General features: G+C 59.4%; 16 protein-coding genes. 8 read left to right on the top strand and 8 right to left on the bottom strand.

All coding sequences use genetic code 11. The annotated features are described in order from the left end of the window. Positions 1-144: 144 nt before the first annotated feature. The 5 genes from DSC91_RS01155 to DSC91_RS01135 all read right to left on the bottom strand — a co-directional run bounded on the left by DSC91_RS01155 (position 145) and on the right by DSC91_RS01135 (position 7093). Entirely contained in the window at positions 145-1272 is a 1128-nt protein-coding gene (locus DSC91_RS01155; protein ID WP_115776444.1) for a porin, read from the bottom strand. Between the two features lie 311 nt (positions 1273-1583). Continuing rightward, positions 1584-2939, bottom strand: coding sequence for a sigma-54-dependent transcriptional regulator (locus tag DSC91_RS01150; RefSeq protein WP_115776443.1), 1356 nt, complete (start codon positions 2937-2939; stop codon positions 1584-1586). Further along, positions 2929-4812, bottom strand: coding sequence for an ATP-binding protein (locus DSC91_RS01145; protein WP_115776442.1), 1884 nt, complete (start codon positions 4810-4812; stop codon positions 2929-2931). Before DSC91_RS01145 ends, DSC91_RS01150 begins: the two co-directional genes overlap by 11 nt. 118 nt (positions 4813-4930) lie before the next feature. Then, complete coding sequence (locus DSC91_RS01140; protein WP_279636297.1) at positions 4931-6286, bottom strand: 2-hydroxycarboxylate transporter family protein; 1356 nt, start codon at positions 6284-6286, stop codon at positions 4931-4933. A gap of 399 nt (positions 6287-6685) precedes the next feature. After that, positions 6686-7093 carry a DUF3579 domain-containing protein gene (locus tag DSC91_RS01135; RefSeq protein WP_115776440.1) on the bottom strand — a complete coding sequence of 136 codons (408 nt, stop codon included), beginning with the start codon at positions 7091-7093 and terminating at the stop codon, positions 6686-6688. 686 nt (positions 7094-7779) lie between these two features. Between DSC91_RS01135 and DSC91_RS01130 the strand changes: the two genes are divergently transcribed. The 8 genes from DSC91_RS01130 to DSC91_RS01095 all read left to right on the top strand — a co-directional run bounded on the left by DSC91_RS01130 (position 7780) and on the right by DSC91_RS01095 (position 15857). Beyond that, on the top strand, positions 7780-9501 hold the full coding sequence (locus tag DSC91_RS01130; RefSeq protein WP_115776439.1) for a methyl-accepting chemotaxis protein: 1722 nt from the start codon (positions 7780-7782) through the stop codon (positions 9499-9501). 15 nt (positions 9502-9516) lie between these two features. Beyond that, positions 9517-9891: a hypothetical protein gene (locus tag DSC91_RS01125; RefSeq protein WP_115776438.1), complete on the top strand. Its 375-nt coding sequence runs from the start codon at positions 9517-9519 to the stop codon at positions 9889-9891. 221 nt (positions 9892-10112) lie between these two features. Next, a complete protein-coding gene (locus DSC91_RS01120; protein WP_162831308.1) occupies positions 10113-11231 on the top strand; it encodes a porin in 1119 nt (372 codons plus the stop codon). Positions 11232-11349: 118 nt separating this feature from the next. Next, positions 11350-13062, top strand: a complete 1713-nt coding sequence (locus DSC91_RS01115; protein ID WP_115776436.1) for a methyl-accepting chemotaxis protein — start codon at positions 11350-11352, stop codon at positions 13060-13062. A 10-nt stretch (positions 13063-13072) separates the two neighbouring features. Next, positions 13073-13366 (top strand): hypothetical protein, encoded by a 294-nt coding sequence (locus DSC91_RS01110; protein WP_115776435.1) that lies wholly within the window; start codon positions 13073-13075, stop codon positions 13364-13366. 236 nt (positions 13367-13602) lie between these two features. Further along, entirely contained in the window at positions 13603-13890 is a 288-nt protein-coding gene (locus DSC91_RS01105) for a hypothetical protein (protein WP_162831307.1), read from the top strand. Positions 13891-14222: 332 nt separating this feature from the next. Beyond that, positions 14223-14621, top strand: a complete 399-nt coding sequence (locus DSC91_RS01100) for a DUF3579 domain-containing protein (RefSeq protein ID WP_115776433.1) — start codon at positions 14223-14225, stop codon at positions 14619-14621. A gap of 366 nt (positions 14622-14987) precedes the next feature. Further along, on the top strand, positions 14988-15857 hold the full coding sequence (locus tag DSC91_RS01095) for an alpha/beta hydrolase family protein (protein ID WP_162831306.1): 870 nt from the start codon (positions 14988-14990) through the stop codon (positions 15855-15857). Positions 15858-15925: 68 nt separating this feature from the next. Here DSC91_RS01095 and DSC91_RS01090 read toward each other — a convergent pair whose 3' ends face one another. The 3 genes from DSC91_RS01090 to DSC91_RS01080 all read right to left on the bottom strand — a co-directional run bounded on the left by DSC91_RS01090 (position 15926) and on the right by DSC91_RS01080 (position 19267). Beyond that, positions 15926-16969 (bottom strand): alpha/beta fold hydrolase, encoded by a 1044-nt coding sequence (locus DSC91_RS01090; RefSeq protein WP_115776431.1) that lies wholly within the window; start codon positions 16967-16969, stop codon positions 15926-15928. Positions 16970-17213: 244 nt separating this feature from the next. Next, positions 17214-18530 carry an ATP-binding protein gene (locus tag DSC91_RS01085; protein WP_115776430.1) on the bottom strand — a complete coding sequence of 439 codons (1317 nt, stop codon included), beginning with the start codon at positions 18528-18530 and terminating at the stop codon, positions 17214-17216. After that, on the bottom strand, positions 18527-19267 hold the full coding sequence (locus DSC91_RS01080) for a response regulator (protein ID WP_115776429.1): 741 nt from the start codon (positions 19265-19267) through the stop codon (positions 18527-18529). Before DSC91_RS01080 ends, DSC91_RS01085 begins: the two co-directional genes overlap by 4 nt. Between the last annotated feature and the right edge of the window lie 92 nt (positions 19268-19359).

The raw sequence follows: 19359 nt of genomic DNA, 5'->3' as shown, positions 1-19359 counted from the left end.
ACAACTCCCGTTTTACTCCAGTCGGACTTACTGCCACTGCCATCCCACATAGCATCTAAACAGAAAAAAGCGGCGGGCGGAAAAGTCCGCCGCCGCTAGTAGGAGCACATCGATGAATGATTCAGCGCGCTTCCGATTACCGGATCAGAAGCGGGTGCGCACGCCCGTGGTCAGTTCGAGCTGGTTGGTCGCGCCGAAGGTGGAGCCGACGGTGTAGCCGCCATGCAGCCTCATGTAGTCGCCGGCCAGATACACTTCAGTACGCTTGGACAGGTGATAGAACGCCGACCAGTACAGCGTTTCCTTGTAACCGTTGTGGAGGCCCGAGGTCGGATCGAACGCGCCGATGTTGGCGTTCGGGATATCGCCGTCGCCGTTGTAAGCGGCGTTCTTCACGCGCATCTGCTGATAGCCGAGTTCGTAGTCGAACGGCCCCTTCGGCGAGACCTTGAGCGACACGGTAAAGGCATTGTCCTGACGCTGACCGAGCGCGCCCTGATTGCCCAGGTAACGGAAGTAACCCGCATTGGCGCGCAGAATACCGAACGTGTAGTTGCCGCCCACCGAGAACGACTGGTTCGTGAAGCCAACGCGATTCACGTGGCTATAGAAGCCCGACACGTTGAACGGCCCGCCGTTGTACCCGAGCGCTGCCTGGTAGTTGGAGTTGGAGCCAAAACTCGTCGAGTTGCCGAACGCGTAGCCCGCGCTGGCGAAAATGCCGTTGTCGAACAGTTTCTTCCACGCCACGCCATTGTTATAACGTGTGCCGGTCGCGCTGGCCGCGTAGAAAATCATCTGCTTGAAGTTGTTCGAATTGGTCCAGCCGCCCTCTTCCGTCGTCAGGCGCGCGGAGCCGTACGGGTCGCCATAGATCGTCGATGCGTCGCGTGCGATCGTGTTCTGGAACCCTGCGGTGATCTTGCCGAACGTGTCGTTCTCGATGCCCACCCATGCATCACGGTCGAAGATCTGGCCCGGATCTTCCATCTGGCCGTTGGCGACCACGAATTCGCTCTCGAGCCGGAAAATGATCTTCGAGCCTCCGCCGATATCTTCCGCACCCTTCAGGCCCCAGCGGCTGCCGCTGAACCACGGTTCGCCGTCGTTGCCCATGCCGATCACGTGATTGCCGTTCGCATCCGCGTGCGTCCGGTAGGTCGGCACGCTCAGGTCCATCAGGCCGTACAGCTGAACACTCGATTGGGCATGCGCGCCGGTCGCTGCAAAGGCGCTTGCCGTCACGGCCAAAGCCAGATACTTTATCTTCAAGATCGTCTCCAAGGATTGCTACGCTGAAATTGTCGTTTTGCTGCCCGCCGTGGCGCTCAACCGATGGCTGCAATCCTAGTGACCTCAATCCTTCACGATCCTTTCCCGTCTCACCTGTACAACTAAGTGAAATTGCCGATGTACGAATCGTTGTTCCGCCTCGGCAAGGCATCTCTGCTACGCAGGATGTAGCAGGCGCCGAGGCGACACCAGCATTGCAATTGAATTGCGCGGCGCTTGGTCCAACTGCACCGACCGCACCAACTGCACCAACTGCACCGACCGCACCGACCGCACCGACCGCAACGGTGTCACTCAGATTCGGCCTGCGGTTCCCGGGTCGAGATCCTGAACTGGCGAATCTTGTGATAAAGCGTCTTGCGCGGCATGCCCAGCGCTGCGCTGGCCGCGCCAACATTGCCGTGATGGCGCTGCAGCATTTCTTCGATCAATACGCGCTCAAACCGTGCTGTCTGTTCGGCGAGGGTGCCGGAAATCCCCGCCGGGTTGGCATCGGAGATGAGCGTGTCGCCCACCAGACCCAGCACGAAGCGGTCCGAGACGTTCTGCAGTTCGCGCACATTGCCCGGCCATTGATGTGCCATCAGTTCCGACACCTGCGATGCCGAGACGATCGGCGCGGCTTGCCCAAAGCGCCGGGCCGCGGCAAGCACAAAGTGCTCGAATAGCAATGGAATGTCTTCGCGGCGCTCGCGCAACGGCGGCAGGTCGATCTGCGCGACGTTCAACCGATAAAGGAAATCCGCCCGGAAGCGGCCTTCTTTCGCCAGTTCCGACAGATCCGCTTTGGACGCCGCGACGATCCTGCAGTCGACCGCAATTGACTCATTGGCGCCCAACCGTTCGATGTGGCGCTCCTGCAGAACGCGCAGCAGTTTGACCTGCAGGGCAACCGGCATGGTTTCGATTTCATCGAGAAAGAGCGTGCCGCCATGCGCCCATTCGATCTTGCCGACCCGACTCTTGAGCGCGCCGGTAAACGCCCCAGCCTCATGACCGAAGAGTTCGCTTTCAAAGAGCTGCTCGGGCAACCCGCCGCAGTTGAGCGCAACAAAATGACGGTCGCGCCGCTGGCCGAAGTCGTGCAACCCACGCGCGATCAGTTCCTTGCCGGTCCCGGTCTCGCCTGTGATGAGTACCGAAACAGAGGTATCCGCGAGCCGCAGGATCTTCTTGCGGACTTCGGCAATCGCAGGCGACTTGCCTAGCACCATGGCCTCGATACCGCGCCAGTTACGCAGCGCGTCGCGCAGTCCCTCTACTTCGAGCGTAAGACGTCGTTTCTCAACGGCGCGTGCGACCCGGCTCACGATATGTTCCGACGAAAATGGCTTTTCAATGAAGTCATAGGCGCCGCGGCGCATCGCGCCTACGGCTGTCGAGATGTCCGCATGACCGCTGATCAGCACCACCGGGATCTGCGCATCGACCGCCAGTACACGTTCGAGCAATTGCAGTCCGTCGATGCCCGGCATCCGGACATCGGACACGATGACCACCGGTGCGCCTGGCGCGACCTCGGCCAACGCCGAGTCCGCCGATTCATAGGCCCGAACCGGATAGCCGGCCAGCGCAACGGCCTGCTCGACGCCGAGCCGGACGTTCTCGTCGTCTTCGACCACTACAACACGAATCTCATCGCCCATTGGCTGTCCCCTGCGCCGTTGCCGCCACAAAATCGATCCTGAACCGCGCACCACCGCCGGGAACGTTCTCTGCCGAAATACGGCCGCCGAATCCCTCGACGAGCCGCGACGTGATCGCCAGACCCAGCCCGAGACCCCTCCCCCGCGGCTTTGTCGTGACAAACGGCTCGAACAGATGAGCCAGCACCTCGGGGGCGATGCCCGTGCCGCTATCGGAGATCGTGAACATCACCCGGCCGTGCTCATCCCCGTCGTGCGCATCAATGGCAATCGTACGCCGCCCCTCAGTCGCGACCGCATCAAGTGCGTTGCCAAGCAGGTTGACGATCACCTGCTGCAATTGGCTCGGCTCCGCATACACCATGGTACCCACAGCAACGTGCATGTCGAGTTGCACCTGCTCGTCGCGAATTCGCGACTCGTAAATCAGGACGGCATGCGCCACCGCTTCATTCAGCGACACGGGAACCCGTTCGATGCCCGGCCTGCGGGCGAAAGTCTTCAGCTCGCCGGTGAGCAGCGCCATGCCGTCGACCAGGCGCGAAATACGTTCGAGATTGGCGATCGCCGATGCGGGCTGATTGCGCTCAAAAAACGTGCGGGCGTTGTCGGACAGTGTCCGGATCGCGACGAGCGGCTGGTTCAGTTCATGCGTCAATCCCGCTGCCATCTGCCCCAGCACCGCGAGCTTGCCCGCATGCACCAGTTCCTGCTGCGAATCACGCAGTGACTGCTCTGCATTGATGCGTTCGGCGATTTCCTGTCGCATCCTCGCGTTGGCGCTGGTCAGTTCGGCGGTGCGCTGCTGCACGGTGACTTCAAGACGCTCGTTAGCGCGACGCAGGGCATCCTGGGCGTTCAGCTTCTCGGCAATCGCACGACGATGCTGGGTCGCGTACAGGCCATAGAGACCGGCGATCAGGAACAGCCCGGTGACGAATGCTAATGCGAGGTATTGCTGGTGCCGTGCCGGTGCGACGTCGAGTAGCACGACGATCGAATCGCCCGCTTGCGGCGCCGGTTTTGACATGGCAAGAAAGCGCCGGTAGCGGCCTGGATGAGTCCAGTCGGGAAACTGCGCAAACCAGCCCGCCGTGCCCCAGTCGCCAAGCCGCCGATACAGCAGCGGCTCGACCGCTCGGCCCGCGTATTGTCGCGACGCCTGAATCTGCGTCTGCCGCTCCGGCGTGATGGGTCTCAACGCCGTGAACTTCCACGCCGGAACCGTGGAGATAACAATCACGCCGTTCGCGTCCACGACCATCGCCGCTTCGGCCGGCACCCTCCATGCGGATTCAAGCGCATCGACACTAATCTTGACCGCCGCTGCGCCGATCGACCCATCGGCCTCGCGCACCGCGCTCGCATAATAAAGACCCGGCACGCCTGTGTTGGTGCCGATGCCGAAAAAGCGCCCCGAGCCATGCGCGAGCGCGTCCTTGAAGTACGGGCGATACGAAACGTTAGTGCCAACGAAGCTCAGCGGTTGATCCCAGTTGCTCGCGGCGATCACCGTGCCGTGCGGCTCGATCAGGTACACCGCGAGGCTTCCCGCCTCGCGGTTGACCGCGGCCAGATAGGTATCCACGGCGTGCAAAAACGCCGGCTGCGCATCGGTTCGCGCGCGCAACAGCGCATGCACACTGTCCTGCCGTGCAACGATGCCAGGCACCATTTCATAGCGACCCAGTTCGCTTTTCAGGCTCGCGGCGTAGAGATCGAGGCGGTAACTGCCGACCGTCGCGATCGCGCTAACTGAGCGCTGCCACGCAAGCTCGATCGCTACGCCAGCCACGCCGGCGTATAGCACCGCTGCGGCCAGCCATCCCCACAGCGGAACACCATACACTCTCACGTGCACGAACGACCTCATCGAAACCTCACAGGCGACTGACGCCGGCCAATTCTCGCAAATCGCCCATCCGGCGTACAGCCCGGCATACACCCCATTCACGGCTGCGGTCGTTCAACGTCCTGGCCGCACCTGCGCGTCATCCAAAGCGCGCAAGCACGATCAGTGTCCCGGTGACGACGATTGCGCCGCCAATGCGCGTGGCGATCTGCGCGAACGGCATCAGTTGCATCCGGTTCGCCGCCGTGAGGATCGCGACGTCGCCGGTGCCCCCCTGACCGCTATGGCACGCGTTCACGATCGCCGTGTCGATGGGGTGCATCTTCAGCCAGAACGCCACCGCAAAGCCGCTGCCCATCAGCGTCACAACGGTTGCCACAATCGTGACGATATTGGCCAGAGTGAACGCCGCGACCAGTTTGTCCCACGGCGTCATCGCAACGCCGATCGCGAACAGCAATGGGTAGGTCACCGCCGTCGAGAAGAACTTGTAGACAACAAACGCCCCCTCCTGCACTTGTGGCGATACCGCCCGCGCAAGTTTGACCAGCACCGCGATGAACAGCATCGCGACGGGCGCCGGCAGTCCGAACAGGTCGCGGCACATCAGCCCCAACAGATAGAGCGTAATGGCCGTGATCCCGGCTGCCGCGATGTGGGTGACGTCGACGTGTCCGGTGATTTCATCGCGCATCGGCGCCATCTCCTCCTGCTCCCCAACCTGGAGGCGCCCTTGCCCGGTGAGGTGCGGCAAGCGTTTCCCGAGCATGTCGAGCGCGCCGGACAGGACAATCGCGGTGAGGCTGCCCAGCATCACCGGCGGCAGCACCTGCGCAAACAACTCGCCTTGTGGCAGATGAAGAATTTCCGAGTAGCCAATCGACAGGGGAATCGCGCCTTCACCGACACCGCCCGCCATGATCGGCGCGACGATGAAGAAGAATGTATGGTGCGCGCCGAGTCCTAGCGCGGTTCCGACAGCGGTTCCAACGATTGCGGCGGCAACAGAACCGACCGCGAGCGGAACAAAAATTTTCAGGAAGCCCTGGATCAGCACGCGGCGGTCCATGCTGAGAATGCTGCCGACAATGATCGATGCGATGAACAGGTACAGGAAGTTGGTCGACTTCGTGAAATCCATCGTCAGCTTGAGGATCGGCTTGGGCAGAAAGTGGTAATAGGCCAGCGCGGACGGAATGAACGTTGCAAAGATCGCAGCCGCGCCGATATTGCGGAACAGCGGCAAGCGCTTGCCGATTTCCGCGCACGTGAAGCCGAAGAATGCGAGTACTGCAATCGCCATCGATATCTCGCCAGGCACCTTGCCGGAGATCACAAAACCGGAGATCAACGCGAGCAACACCACATAGATCGGCAACGGGATGACGCCGATCCGGATTTCCATCAATTTCCACCAGCCTTCCGGCCAGAAGCGGGTTTGGGCTTCAATGACGGGTGCCGGTTCTGGCTGCGACGTGGGGGATGTGCTGTGCACGTTTGTCTCCTGACTGTTCAAGGGCTCTTAACGCAGCGCGATAACGCGTTGCCGCTTTTGAGCTGATTAATACGCGCAACCATGCAGCGGATCGCTTGTCCGCCTTAAGGTCGCTTCCGAACGCGGGCTAAGCAGTCCCGATCGGAGGCGTTTGTCGGCAGATAAAGGCAAGAGTCGGGCCAGCCGGCATCTATTTCTTCGTGCCGCTATGTGCCTGTTATCGTTACGTTTTTTTGCCGCGTGGCGCAAGACGATTGGCGCCTGGCTCAAAACTCAGAATTCGGCGGTCTAGGTAGGCTGAAATCTCAGCCACAGTAAAGCGCAGCGTGAATCAGAATCGTCGGATCACCGACGCCTTTATTTGCGTGCGCCTTACGGATGCGGCATGCACCGGCCCCTTCAATCTGATGCGCGGGGTAGCCGCTGTAGCGAGCCCATTGGCGTCGATGTGTTCGTCATGGCGGCCCCTGCCACCTCGTCGATACCGTGCTCGTCCTGTGCTTCAAACGGTGGCGTGCTGCGAAAATCCATTGGCAAATCATTGTCCCCTGCGAACCTCGCGACGAATTCAAATGCGGCCGGGCAAATCAGCTGAAGATCACTGGAGACCAGCAGGCACTTGACGTCGGCCTGGACGATTGGCATGGCTAACCGTGTGCAGGCGATGTGAATGCCAGGTCGGCGCTCGCCAACGAACAGCGTGATGACACCGGTCAACCGTTCAGCCCAGTCGCCGGGCCGGAATGTCTTGCCGCTGAACGTGATGCCCTTGATCAAAAAGTGTTGGGTACCGAAGTGCGCCTTCATACTTCTACAGCCGGTTGCTGGGACGACGGGGCTCGTGTTCCAGGCCGCGCAATCTCCTGGTCAGACTAGCTAAAGTACTAGATGGAGCGTCAGTTAGGGCGCCAGGTGAGGTCATTGCATAGTCTCCGTGAGTGCGACGTCGTGGCCGCGTCGATGTCATTCCAGGCGCGGCTCCCCAGTCTTGATCGAAGGCCGTCGCGAGGCAGCAATCTCGCAAGGGCCATGCCAGGTGAGCGCGCTCATGCACGCCTCTATTCTTTTGATTTTTCGACGGTTTTTTTTCGACGTCATCCGACAAAGAAGGCGTTTAGTCGCAAACTTCGGAATTCAGCCTTTCGAATGGCCGGGATGTCAGCCATCCGGTTTCCACAACGTCATTTGGAAATTACGCGATGCTCATTCCAGGATTCCCTATCTAATAGCCAGCAATAGCGTGTCAGCATTTCCCTACAACAAAATCAGGACACTCCTGCTTTAAGTTGCTTTTCTATCCGAGCTATTGATAGCTTGGGGAAAGATAAATTGTGCTAAGCAAAATTTCAATCGATCTGTTTTTACGATTTTTCACCTGATACGCGAAGTTCACCCCTTCAGTTGCAGTAGGTCCTGCCGTATACCCGTTGAAGTCTTAGGGTCATCGACCCTTTCCACACGACCTTGAATACCCAAGCTACGAAGGGAACAAGTTGAACAGCTTTGCACAAACAATCAAATTCAAGATCATCCTCGCTTTCGCCGCGTGCGTGACGCTAATAGCTGTAATTGGACTATTCGGGATATTTGGACTATCCAGATTGAACTCGAACATGAGCGACGCCTATTCCGGCAATACCATTCCGATTGCCGATCTATCAGACGTTCGTGCGAATCAACTCAATGTACGTCTCATGCTGAGGCGCATTCAGGTATTCCGGGATCCAGTCAAGACGGCACAAACCGCTTCGAGCATTCAAGCCGCTCTCGAACGTCTCGACAAGTCGTGGAACCACTATTACCCCGACGGTATATCCAGCGATAAGGAACGTGAGATCGCAGAGCGCATCAAGAGCACCCTGCCCCAGTTCAAAGCAGCAACGAACGAAGTGGTTGCTGCTGCTAGCGCGGGCAATTTCGACGCGGCTTCGACCGCGGTCGAAAAGGTGGTTCCTGTGGCCAGCTCATTGAATGACGCGCTGGACCAGGACGTTGCGTTCAATCTGGCCCAGGCCAAACAGTTTGCCGACGATAGCGCATCGACCTTCAGAACCATTTTCTGGATCGCAATCGCGCTGGTTGTCGTTGGCATCCTGGTCGCTGTCGGTGCGTCCGTCTATCTGCTACGCGCGATCTCGAATCCCCTCACCAAGGCCGTAGACATTGCAAACCATATCGCCGCCGGAAAACTGGAAAATCAGATTACCGTGGACTCACGAGGTGAGTTCGGCCAGCTGCTCGATGCATTGAAGAAAATGGATCGGCAACTCAGCGAGACGGTGCGCGAGATCAAGACCACCACTGAATCGGTCTCGGTGGCGTCGCGGGAAATCGCCAGCGGCAACACCGATCTGTCGGCGCGGACGGAGGAGCAGGCCGCGTCGCTTGAAGAGACCGCGGCGAGCATGACGCAGTTGACAGAAACGGTGAAGCAGAACGCCGACAACGCACGTCAGGCGAATGCGCTGGCAACGCGTGCCACCGACATCGCCGACGCCGGCAATGAGGCTGTCCAGGGCATGGTAGGGACGATCGAGAAGATCAGCGGCAGCTCGACCCAGATTTCGGAAATCACCGGGGTGATCGAAGGCATTGCCTTCCAGACGAATATCCTTGCATTGAATGCCGCTGTCGAAGCGGCTCGCGCAGGCGAACAGGGACGTGGCTTTGCCGTCGTTGCCAGCGAGGTTCGCAGCCTGGCTCAACGTTCCGCCACCGCTGCAAAGGAAATCAAGGAGCTGATCGGCTCGTCTGTTGCCATGATTCAGGACGGCTCAAAGCAGGCCTCCGAAGTTGGCGCAACCATGGGTCAGGTCAAGCAGGCAATCAAGCAGGTCTCCGATATTGTCGGCGAGATCGCAGCAGCTTCCGAAGAACAGAGCCGCGGCATTGAACAGGTGAATCAGGCTGTCGGCCAGATGGATGAAGTGACGCAACAGAATGCCGCGCTCGTTGAACAGGCTGCAGCAGCCGCCCAGTCGCTCGAAGACCAGGCAGCCAAGCTGACGGACGCCGTATCGGTATTCAAGGTCGCCGACATGGGGCAATCCACGTCACGAATCGCCATTCCTCGGAGCAAGCCTCGCCTGCCTTCGCCAAAAATTCAAACAATGCGCCGCGCAGAGTCTTCAAAGCCGAAGGCTGGACTGTCCACCATTGCTGAGCAGCCCGCTACCGTCGTCGATACGGCGAACGCTGACTGGCAAACCTTTTGATTCTGAGTGGACGATATGCATAACGCCTTCAGTATGCAGAGCGACGACGCACGCCTCCAGACCCCAAGAGGTTCGGCAGAGCAATCGGCGTTTGTCCCGCATACCCATTCTGAAAAAGCAAACGGCGACACGTTGCTCGATTCGCTTGTGGCCCTGTCGAAGGCAAACAGCACCGCCGTTGTTCAACATGGCGCACGCCTTGCTGTTCTTGGCGAATTGCTCGCCTCCCTATTGACGCACCTGCCGCACTCAATGCGCGTTGCAATTGCCACGTCATTCCGCAACAGGATTGAGGATCTGATGTCCCTGGGCGACGACAGGTGCTTACCTGAAAAATACCATTCTGCACTATTAATGGAGGTCAATCGCTACCTCAACGCACTCCGGTAAGCCGATCTCCCAGACAGCGTCGTCCATGGTTCGACTCGACTCCGGATAGAGCCCGTGTCGTCACGTTCATCCTTCCAGGGATGGCGCCGCACAGGAATCAGATTCACCACACGCAGATTTCACCTCGATAGCCTTCGCTCACCGGCGCCTATACCTATGTCGCCGTATACACAGGCTATTGCTATCAACGTCACGCTGTTAACTTCACACGAGTGTCAATTTTGAAAAGACGGGTATCAGGGATATCGCTTGCGGCAATTAGCTACTTTTCCTGCGGCACAGCTTATGCGGACCGGTATGAAGGCGTGGTCACCGACTCCACCACGCTCTACGGCATCGTCAACGACGATATCGATTACGTTAGCACCAGGAGCAAACGTCAAGCCGTGAGCGCAACGCGGATCAATTCCAATTCGTCCCGATTCGGCATCCTCGGCAACGAAGATCTGGGCGGCGGTCTGTCGGCGATTTTTCAGATCGAAAGCAAGGTCAACGCCAGCACTGGGACAGGCGCATTCGCCGCCCGCGAGACATTTGTCGGACTTCATGGCGATTTCGGCGCACTCAAGCTGGGCAATATGGATCCGCCCATTGACGAGGTAAAGGGCTTTTACGGCAACGCTCCGACCGGCGTTACCAGCATACTGAGCACCCAGGCGATCATCAACAACAACTCGGGCGATGCCTATGGCGGGAGCAATGCAGGGGCCAATAACGGTTTGCCCACGATGAACGACACGATGCCTAACGCGATCAAGTACGAGTCGCCAAAGGTGAGCAATCTTTACGTCGATCTCATGTATGCACGTCCAACAGGCCAGAACCCCGGATTCGTACCCTACAACGTCGGCGGCGATATTGTCTACGCAGACGGTCGGATCAAGGCGGCCCTCGCAACGCAACGCAATTTTGGCGTACGCGGCCCGGGCCTGAATGACTCAACCTACCTCCTAACGGGAGGCGTCACCTTCTGGAAAACCTATGCGGCCTTGGTATTCAGCACATTGAGTGCCGACTATACCGGCGGAACCGTCAGGCGCAACTTCTGGGGCGCGTCCGTGACACAGAGTGTTGGCCTCGGGAAAATCTATGGCTTTTATGGCCAAGCGGGGAATGGGAGTCTGGACAAGCCCGGAATGTCCCAAACGGGCGCCCGCATGTTCGAACTTAGCTATACGTATTACCTGTCCAAGCGGACCTCGATCTACACCGGCTTCGTCAGAATCATCAATGAGGCGAACGCCACTTATCAGTTGGGTGTCAACGGAGTCAAAGGTGGCTCAACCGATGCGGGAGCCGGCGTCTCCGGTTTCATCGTTGGGATCAAGCATAATTTTTGACCCCCCGCTCGAGGACGAACAGGTTGGCGTGCCGCCGCCACAGACCTGACGGCGTTTTCCCTTCTTCTTCCAACACGAGGTTCAGTCCGCGTGCGCCCTATTTGACAGGTTATTCGCCATGAAATGGTTCTATGATTTGAGGATTGCGAACAAGCTGGTGACCGCGTTCATCGCGATGCTTGCGTTGACGTCGATGCTCGGGGTTTTTTCTATTTTTCAGCTCTCGTCAGTCAGCAGTACCTCTTCTGACATTGCAACCAACTGGCTGCCGGGCATCAGCAATGCGCTGAAGATGAAGGTTACGCTCGCACGTTACCGCCTCTCCGAGCTTCAGCACATTCTTGCCAGCGAAGATGATGTGCTGCAGGATGAAGCAAAAAGTCTTGACGTCCGGTTGGTCGAATTACGGAAATATAACCAGGCATATGACGCTATCAATTCCAGTCCGGAAGACAGAGGGCTCTCGCAAGAACTCGAGAAGACTTTGTCAGCCTACGCGGACGAGAGCAAGAAGGTCATCGCGCTGTCAGGCTCCGGGAAGAAGGAAGAAGCGCGCGTCCTGATCAGAGCTGACTCTACCCTGCTATACCGGAAACTCAACAGTCAAATAGACAGGATGGTGACGCTCAATGAGGAACGCGGCCTGCAATCGGCGACGACAGCAACGGCTACGTACACCTCGGCGCGCACCTGGATCATTGTCCTGCTGGTCGGCAATGTTGTAATTGGTTTGCTGCTCGCGTTGTGGCTTGCCCGCATTGTGTCCCGTCCTTTGAATCAGGCGGTGAAGGTTGCGACCCGTGTCGCCGAGGGCGACCTTACCGCCGACATTACAGCGACGTCGAACGACGAAACCGGCCAATTGATGCTGGCGCTGAAAACGATGAATAGCAGCCTGACAAGAATCGTTGGCGGAGTGCGACTTGGTACCGACAGCATAGCCACAGCCTCGAGCCAGATCGCAACAGGCAACGTGGATCTATCGTCCCGCACGGAAGAGCAGGCGGCATCGCTTGAGGAGACCGCGGCAAGCATGACGCAATTGACAGAAACGGTGAAACAGAACGCCGACAACGCACGTCAGGCGAATGCGCTGGCAACGCGTGCCACCGACATCGCCGACACAGGTAACGAGGCTGTCCAAGGCATGGTAGGGACGATCGAGAAAATCAGCGGCAGCTCAACCAAGATTTCGGAAATCACCGGTGTGATCGAAGGCATTGCCTTCCAGACGAATATCCTTGCATTGAATGCCGCCGTCGAAGCGGCGCGTGCCGGCGAGCAGGGACGTGGCTTTGCCGTCGTTGCCAGCGAGGTTCGCAGTCTGGCCCAACGTTCTGCCGCAGCCGCCAAGGAAATCAAGGAGCTGATCGGATCGTCGGTGGCGATGATTCAGGACGGCGTGCAACAGGCGGCAGAAGCCGGTGCGACCATGGGTCAGGTCAAGCAGGCGGTCAAACAGGTCTCCGATATCGTAGGCGAAATAACGGCCGCGTCGGAAGAGCAAAGCCGTGGCATCGAACAGGTGAATCAGGCCGTCAATCAAATGGACGAAATGACCCAGCAGAATGCCGCGCTCGTCGAACAGGCTGCAGCCGCCGCACGGTCACTTGAAGAGCAGGCACTGAGTTTGAAAGATGCGGTCTCGGTGTTCAAGGTCACCGATGCGGGTATCTCCGCCTCACGAGCGGTTATTCCGCAAAGCAAACCGCGCCAGTCCGCCCCGAAAACTCCAACCGCCCTTCGTACGGCTAAACCGAAAACAGCTTCTCAATCACCCAGTGGGGCGGCGGTCTCGACGAATACAAGCGCCGACTGGGAAACATTCTGAGGAGCTGGTTTTGAATAACACCGACGCACTTCTGCAATCACTTACCACACTGGTGATGTCTAATGGCAAGGCCGTTTCCCGTTTCGGCGCACAGGTGATGGTGATGAGAAATTTCATCGATGTCGCGCTCCCACATCTCACAACAACTCAACGCGCGGAGATCGCGAAGGCATTTCGCCAGGGGATTGAGAACGCAATGTCGCTCATGGATGACATATCCCTACCTGCCGACTATCACTCAACCCTGCTGGAACAGACAAATGCCCTACTGAACGTGCTGCAGACGAGCCCGACTCGCCAGTAGCGCCCTTCTCGAGACTGCAAGATCGCGCTGTCTTGCACGTTCTGATTCTGCCCCTCGCAGGAGCCGGAAAGCTCCGGCGCCGTGTTCAGTTCTCACGGCGCCCTTTTTCATTCAAAGAATCGTCAACATACAACGCCTATATCGCAATGGATAGAACCGCTTCGACAGTTAAGTCTGAACTGTCCGCGCTTGCCGAAGCGTGCGCTACCTTCGACCCCTCACAAAGGGATCAGCGGATGGTCATTCGCCTCATGGTCATACCCATGCTCACCCGCAAACTGGACAATCTGCGCGTCGTACTTCGCGCAAATGCGCACGCCGAACCCATTCAGGCGATGATCGATGAAACTACGCGAGCGCTTAACCACGCCTGTACCAGACTCGACTGCACTTTCAATTCGGCAACCGATGCAATGGGTCCAGCCGACGAAATCCGAATGGAAGCAGCGCTGGCCTCGCTCGGCGCGCGGAAGAAGCCCGTGGTCAAGAGAAATCTAAAATTAGATTCGAATCCTTATAAATAGGTATACCGGCTAGATACTTACTTTCGAAGAAGGCAATGCACCGGTGTTGCCTTGACTCGCGCTCCCGCACCGATCCACGGACAAGACTAGTGTCGTCGTGGAAAACCCCCATCAAAAGTCACCTTGGGTGAAAGCATTGAGAAGGTTTCACCTTCTTAGAATTGCATCATTGATATGGAAGACCCTTTTCCGCATCCAACACAGCGGACCGGTGCAATCGGAACAATGGTTTCGACCTGAATTCTCACGTCGAACGCAGCGTCGGACGAACTTGCCCGAACGCAAACATCCAGCCCGCTAACGAGCCCGCACGCGCCGGTGATTCAAGCATCATGACTGACGATGGTATCGATCACTACGTGATCCAAGGCATGACGTCGCAACGCAAGCTATTCCGGCCGGGCGACTGGGCCGAACGGCTGACCGGTGTCATTACGCTGTTCGTTGGCGAACGCTACCCCGGCATTCATATCGCCTGCACGCGACTCGCGATGCCCGTTGTGGAACGAGACCTCAAATGCCTGCGCGTCGCGCACGAGTTGCGGCTCGTCTGTCCGGACGCATTTGATTTTGTGATGCTGTTCGCGAGGGACAACGACCTTGCAGTCAAGGTCTGCCGTGTTCTCGATGAACCAAGGGAGCTAGTTCAGATGAGCACGCGAGAGGCCTCAGTAAAGAATGATGTGAACGCGTTGGCGATTTCAACTGTTTCTGCCGACGCGCAGGGTTAAGTACAGGACGCGAGGACGCGAGGACCGGGAGGCCGTTGATGGCGATACTCACTGAAGTGCGTTACGCCTATGCGTGCGCTGCGTGTGGACACCGTGACACGGTATGGCGGCCAGACGCGTCGCATGCGGGCAAACTCGCCATCTGTGCGCGGTGCGACGGACAGGTCTGGTTGGGCGTCAATGACTCAGCAGATCCGGGAACAGCGCCGGACTCCTCGGCAGACATGGGCGACCGCCGCTGCAAGGTCTGAGGGACGGCCGTGGCCAACAAATGATCGCCGCAGGCAATCATTTGTTGGCCATCGCTACTGCATCCCGCATTCAACTCACGTATGCTGTGAACGGAACAACCAAACCGTCTCCAGAATGCGCGATCAAAAATCAACAAATGCAAGACCCCTAGCCTGTTTCACCCACAGGCTCTGGCAACCGTTGCTGAGATTCGCGGTCCCGGCCTGCGTGCTCGCATGCTCGGTCACAGCCGCTGTTCCAGCGTATTCAGGTGAACTGATGCAAGTGCCTGTCCGAGGGACGCAGACCCAGGCGATTTTCATCGACCAGCCGGCCAGCACGCCGCCATGGGTCATCGTATTGTTTGCCGGTGACGAAGGTGTGGTCGCCCTTGACGACACCGGCCCGACGGCCATGAAGGCAAATTTTCTCATCCGGACCGCCGGATACTGGACCTCCGCGGGCGACGCGATCGCTATCGTCGATGCGCCATCCGATCGATCGTCCGGCATGAATGACGCGTTCCGTCTGAGCGAGGCGCACGCCCAGGATTTACACGTCATCGTCGCGGCGCTCAGACAACGCTTTCCAGCCGCAAAGATCGCCCTTGTGGGTACCAGCCGGGGCACGATTTCGGTTGGCAATGTGCTCCAACGGGAACCCCGGCTGGCCGACGCGTATGTACTGACCTCGCCCGTCACGATTAGCATGCGTGGCGAGGCCGGGCTTTCGGGCGCGCACTGGGACGTCGGCGCTGCGCCTGTCCTGGTGGTGTCGAACGAAAATGACGCATGCCGGGTTTCGCCGTTCAGCGCGGCCCGCACGCTCGCTCAGGACAACCGGTTGCAGTTCCTGGCGGTATCGAGCAGCGAACGCGGCGGGCCTCGCGCCAATGAATGCGGGGCGAAGTCGCCACACGGTTTTCTCGGCATCGAGGCGCAGGTGCTGTCGGCAGTCTCACGCTGGCTCGAGGACCCGGCGTCGGTTGGGACTCCGCCACATTAGCGGGTCGATTGGCTGTTCCAACTTGACGAGATTGAGCACCAGTAGCCCGCCGCACGCCCTCACACCGTCTAAAGCCGGGCGACATCGACGACAGCATCGGCAAACGCCTTCGGCGCTTCCTGCGGCAAGTTATGTCCGATGCCGCCGTCGATGTTCCGGTGCTGATACTTGCCGGTGAATTTCTTCGCATACGCTGCCGGCTCGGGATGCGGCGCACCGTTGGCGTCGCCTTCCATCGTGATGGTCGGAACAGAAATGGTCGGCGCCTTCGCGAGGCGCGCTTCGAGCTCGTCGTATTGCGACTCTCCCTTGGCCAGGCCCAGACGCCAGCGGTAGTTGTGAATCACCACCGCGACATGATCCGGATTGTTGAAGGACTCGGCCGAGCGGTCGAACGTCGCATCGTCGAAATTCCATTTGGGCGACGCGAGACGCCAGATCAGCTTGTTGAAGTCGTGACGGTTCGCTTCATACCCCGCCTGGCCACGCTCCGTGGCGAAATAGAACTGATACCACCAGGCCAGTTCAGCCTTCGGCGGCAACGGCGCCCGGTTGGCTTCCTGGCTGCCGATCAGATAACCGCTTACCGACACCATCGCCTTGCATCGTTCCGGCCACAGCGCGGCAATGATATTCACCGTGCGCGCGCCCCAGTCGAAGCCGCCAAAGACGGCCTTGTCGATCTTCAATGCGTCCATCAGCGCGATGATGTCGACGGCGACCACCGCCTGCTGACCGTTGCGAGGCGTATCCGCGGACAAAAACCGCGTCGAGCCATAGCCCCGCAGATACGGCACGATGACCCGATAGCCGGCGGCCGCAAGCAACGGCATGACTTCAGCAAAGCTATAGATATCGTAGGGCCAGCCGTGCAGCAGGATCACGACCGGTCCATTCCGCGGACCCGCTTCCACATAACCCATGCTGAGCGTGCCGATGTTGACCTGGCGAATTGTGTCGAACGAAGCAATACGTGTTGCCGTTTTCGTGCTGGATGGCGTGCCGTTCGATTGTGCCCTGGCGAGCCCGCTCAAACCCAACTCCATCAAGCTGATACCAGCAACAGTCGTCCCAAGCAGACGACGACGTCGAGTATTGATCTGATCCGGCATTGCTGATTCTCCTCGAAGATGAGCGACACAAGCGCGAGGCATGTCCCGCTTGCGAAGCCAGACGATCTGGCTTGGAAACATTAAAGCCCGTGGACGTATCTGGCGTGTGTCCGCTCAAAGCGCGAGTGAAACGTTATGTATTTACCGACGGTGCAGATACATTGGGATACAAAGACGCAGGGCGCGAATCGATGCTCATCGAGAAAAAATGCGGCATGGAACGCCACCCGCGAACGATCGGAATCTAGCTGACGCCTTTCAACACAAGCGTGGCTTCAAGGCCGCCTTCGGGCCGGTTATGCAACGAGAGCGTCGCGTCCATCGCCAAGGCGAGTTGCCGTGCAATCGCGAGGCCCAACCCGGTGCCGCCGGTTCCACGATTGCGCGATCCTTCCAGCCGATAGAACGGTTCGAACACCGCTTCCAGCGACTCAGCCGGAATACCCGGCCCGCGATCGAGCACGGAGACCCTCACGTGCCCGCTCTGCGCGGCGACTCTGATCTCGGCCGCCCCGCCGAACTTCAGCGCGTTATCGACGAGATTGCCCACGATCCGGCGCAACGCCTGAGGACGCGTCACCAGTGCCGCGCCGATTCGACCGTGCAGCGAGACGTCCTTGCCGGCATCGGCGTAGTCGAACACGAGGCTATCGAACAGCGCATCCGGATCGATACGCAAGGGCGCCTCGCTGGCGCCGTGCATGGTGCGCGCGTACGTGACGCCTTCCTTGACCATCGTTTCCATTTCCTGCAGGTCCTGCTGCAGCTTGGCACCCTGCGGGCTGTCGTCCATCACGTCGACGCGCAGGCGCATGCGGGTAATCGGCGTTTGCAGGTCGTGCGAAATCGCCGCGAGGATCTGCAGGCGCTCGGTCATGTATAGCCTGATGCGGTCCTGCATGGCGTTGAACGCCCGCGCCGCACGCGCCACTTCGTCCGGTCCGTCTTCGGGCAGGCGCTCCGGCTTCAGGTCGGGGCCAAGAGTATCGGCCGCTCGCGCCAACTGGCTCAGCGGGCGCGTCGCCAGCCGCACCGCCAGCCAGCAGCATGCGGCCAGCACCACCAGTTGCAACACCAGCAGCCACGACAACCACGGCGAGAGCGGCGCGCCCGGCATGGGGCGGTAGTCGATCGTCAGCGGTGTGCCGTCGCTCAATTGAAGATGGACCTGCAGGCGGTCCGGGTCGCCAGGAACGGCGTTGGCCGTGAGCGCATAGCGCTTGCCAATGCCGTCTGCGATAGATTGAGCCACCCTCGCCGAGAGCTCCGCATCCGGCGGTGCGCCGGCGACCCCAGGCCCGAGATTGAAGGTATACGTGCGCCTCGCCAGCCTTGGCAGCCATTCGGCCCGTTCGTTGGCGGGCAAATGATCGAGCAGCGCGACTGAACTGGTGACCTCGCGTTCGATGTAACCCATCATCACGTTCGTCATGGTCTGGTCGCGCTCCGTCATGGTGAGCCAGACCGACAGCGTTTGCACCAGCGCAAGGCTGACAAAGAGAATCAGGGCAAGCCGTGCGAACAAGGTGCGCGGCCAACGCAGCAATGTATTCAGCTTCATGGACTGCCTTCGATCATGGTCACCGCCGCCGAAAACACATAACCCTCGCTGCGCAGCGTCTTGATGTAACGGGGCTCGCGCGCTGTGTCCTGCAGGCGCTGCCGCAAACGGCTGACCAGCAGATCGATCGAGCGGTCGAATGCATCGGCCTGGCGGCCCTGGGTGAGATTGAGCAACTGATCGCGCGTGAGCACGCGCTGCGGATGATCGAGGAACACGCGCAGCAAGCGGTATTCCGCGCCGCTTAAGGCCACCATGGTGCCCTCGGCGTCGAGCAGATGGCGCCCGGTGGTGTCGAGCCGCCAGTCGCCGAAAGCGATCATCGGTGCAGTTTCCGTCACCTGCATGCCGGGCGGCAGCATCCGCGCGCGACGCAACACGGAGCGGATGCGCGCCAGCAGCTCGCGCACCGCAAACGGTTTGGAGAGGTAGTCGTCCGCGCCCATTTCCAGCCCGACGATGCGATCCGTTTCCTCGCTGCGGGCGGTCAGCATCAAGACCGGCACCGCGCGAAACTTGCCCGCCCGCAATTCCCGGCACAGCACCAGACCGTCTTCGCCGGGCATCATCAGATCGAGCACGATCAGATCGGGCGCGCCCTGTTCGAGGACGGTGCGCATCTGCCGGCCGTTGGCGGCCAGCGAAACGCGCATGCCGTTCTTCTCGAGATAGGTGGCGAGCAATTCACGAATGCCACGATCGTCGTCGACGATCAGGACGTGGTCGGTGTTTTCCATCAAGGGATCAATCCTTTCGACGATTGACGCGCACCCGGTTCACGTTGATCAGCGAACAGTGCACGGGATGCGCCAGTTCCGCCGCCAATCCG

Source organism: Paraburkholderia caffeinilytica (genome assembly GCF_003368325.1).
GTDB lineage: Bacteria > Pseudomonadota > Gammaproteobacteria > Burkholderiales > Burkholderiaceae > Paraburkholderia > Paraburkholderia caffeinilytica.
This window is presented reverse-complemented; position numbering and strand designations above follow the sequence as displayed.

Excerpts from the sequence above, each read along its gene's own strand:
- DSC91_RS01125 (WP_115776438.1), top strand. The coding sequence starts at position 9,517 with ATGCATAACGCCTTCAGTATGCAGAGCGACGACGCACGCCTCCAGACC.
- DSC91_RS01095 (WP_162831306.1), top strand. The coding sequence starts at position 14,988 with ATGCGCGATCAAAAATCAACAAATGCAAGACCCCTAGCCTGTTTCACC.
- DSC91_RS01090 (WP_115776431.1), bottom strand. The coding sequence starts at position 16,969 with ATGCCGGATCAGATCAATACTCGACGTCGTCGTCTGCTTGGGACGACT.
- DSC91_RS01115 (WP_115776436.1), top strand. The coding sequence starts at position 11,350 with ATGAAATGGTTCTATGATTTGAGGATTGCGAACAAGCTGGTGACCGCG.
- DSC91_RS01105 (WP_162831307.1), top strand. The coding sequence starts at position 13,603 with ATGGTCATTCGCCTCATGGTCATACCCATGCTCACCCGCAAACTGGAC.
- DSC91_RS01135 (WP_115776440.1), bottom strand. The coding sequence starts at position 7,093 with ATGAAGGCGCACTTCGGTACCCAACACTTTTTGATCAAGGGCATCACG.
- DSC91_RS01100 (WP_115776433.1), top strand. The coding sequence starts at position 14,223 with ATGACTGACGATGGTATCGATCACTACGTGATCCAAGGCATGACGTCG.
- DSC91_RS01150 (WP_115776443.1), bottom strand. The coding sequence starts at position 2,939 with ATGGGCGATGAGATTCGTGTTGTAGTGGTCGAAGACGACGAGAACGTC.
- DSC91_RS01080 (WP_115776429.1), bottom strand. The coding sequence starts at position 19,267 with ATGGAAAACACCGACCACGTCCTGATCGTCGACGACGATCGTGGCATT.
- DSC91_RS01145 (WP_115776442.1), bottom strand. The coding sequence starts at position 4,812 with ATGAGGTCGTTCGTGCACGTGAGAGTGTATGGTGTTCCGCTGTGGGGA.
- DSC91_RS01085 (WP_115776430.1), bottom strand. The coding sequence starts at position 18,530 with ATGAAGCTGAATACATTGCTGCGTTGGCCGCGCACCTTGTTCGCACGG.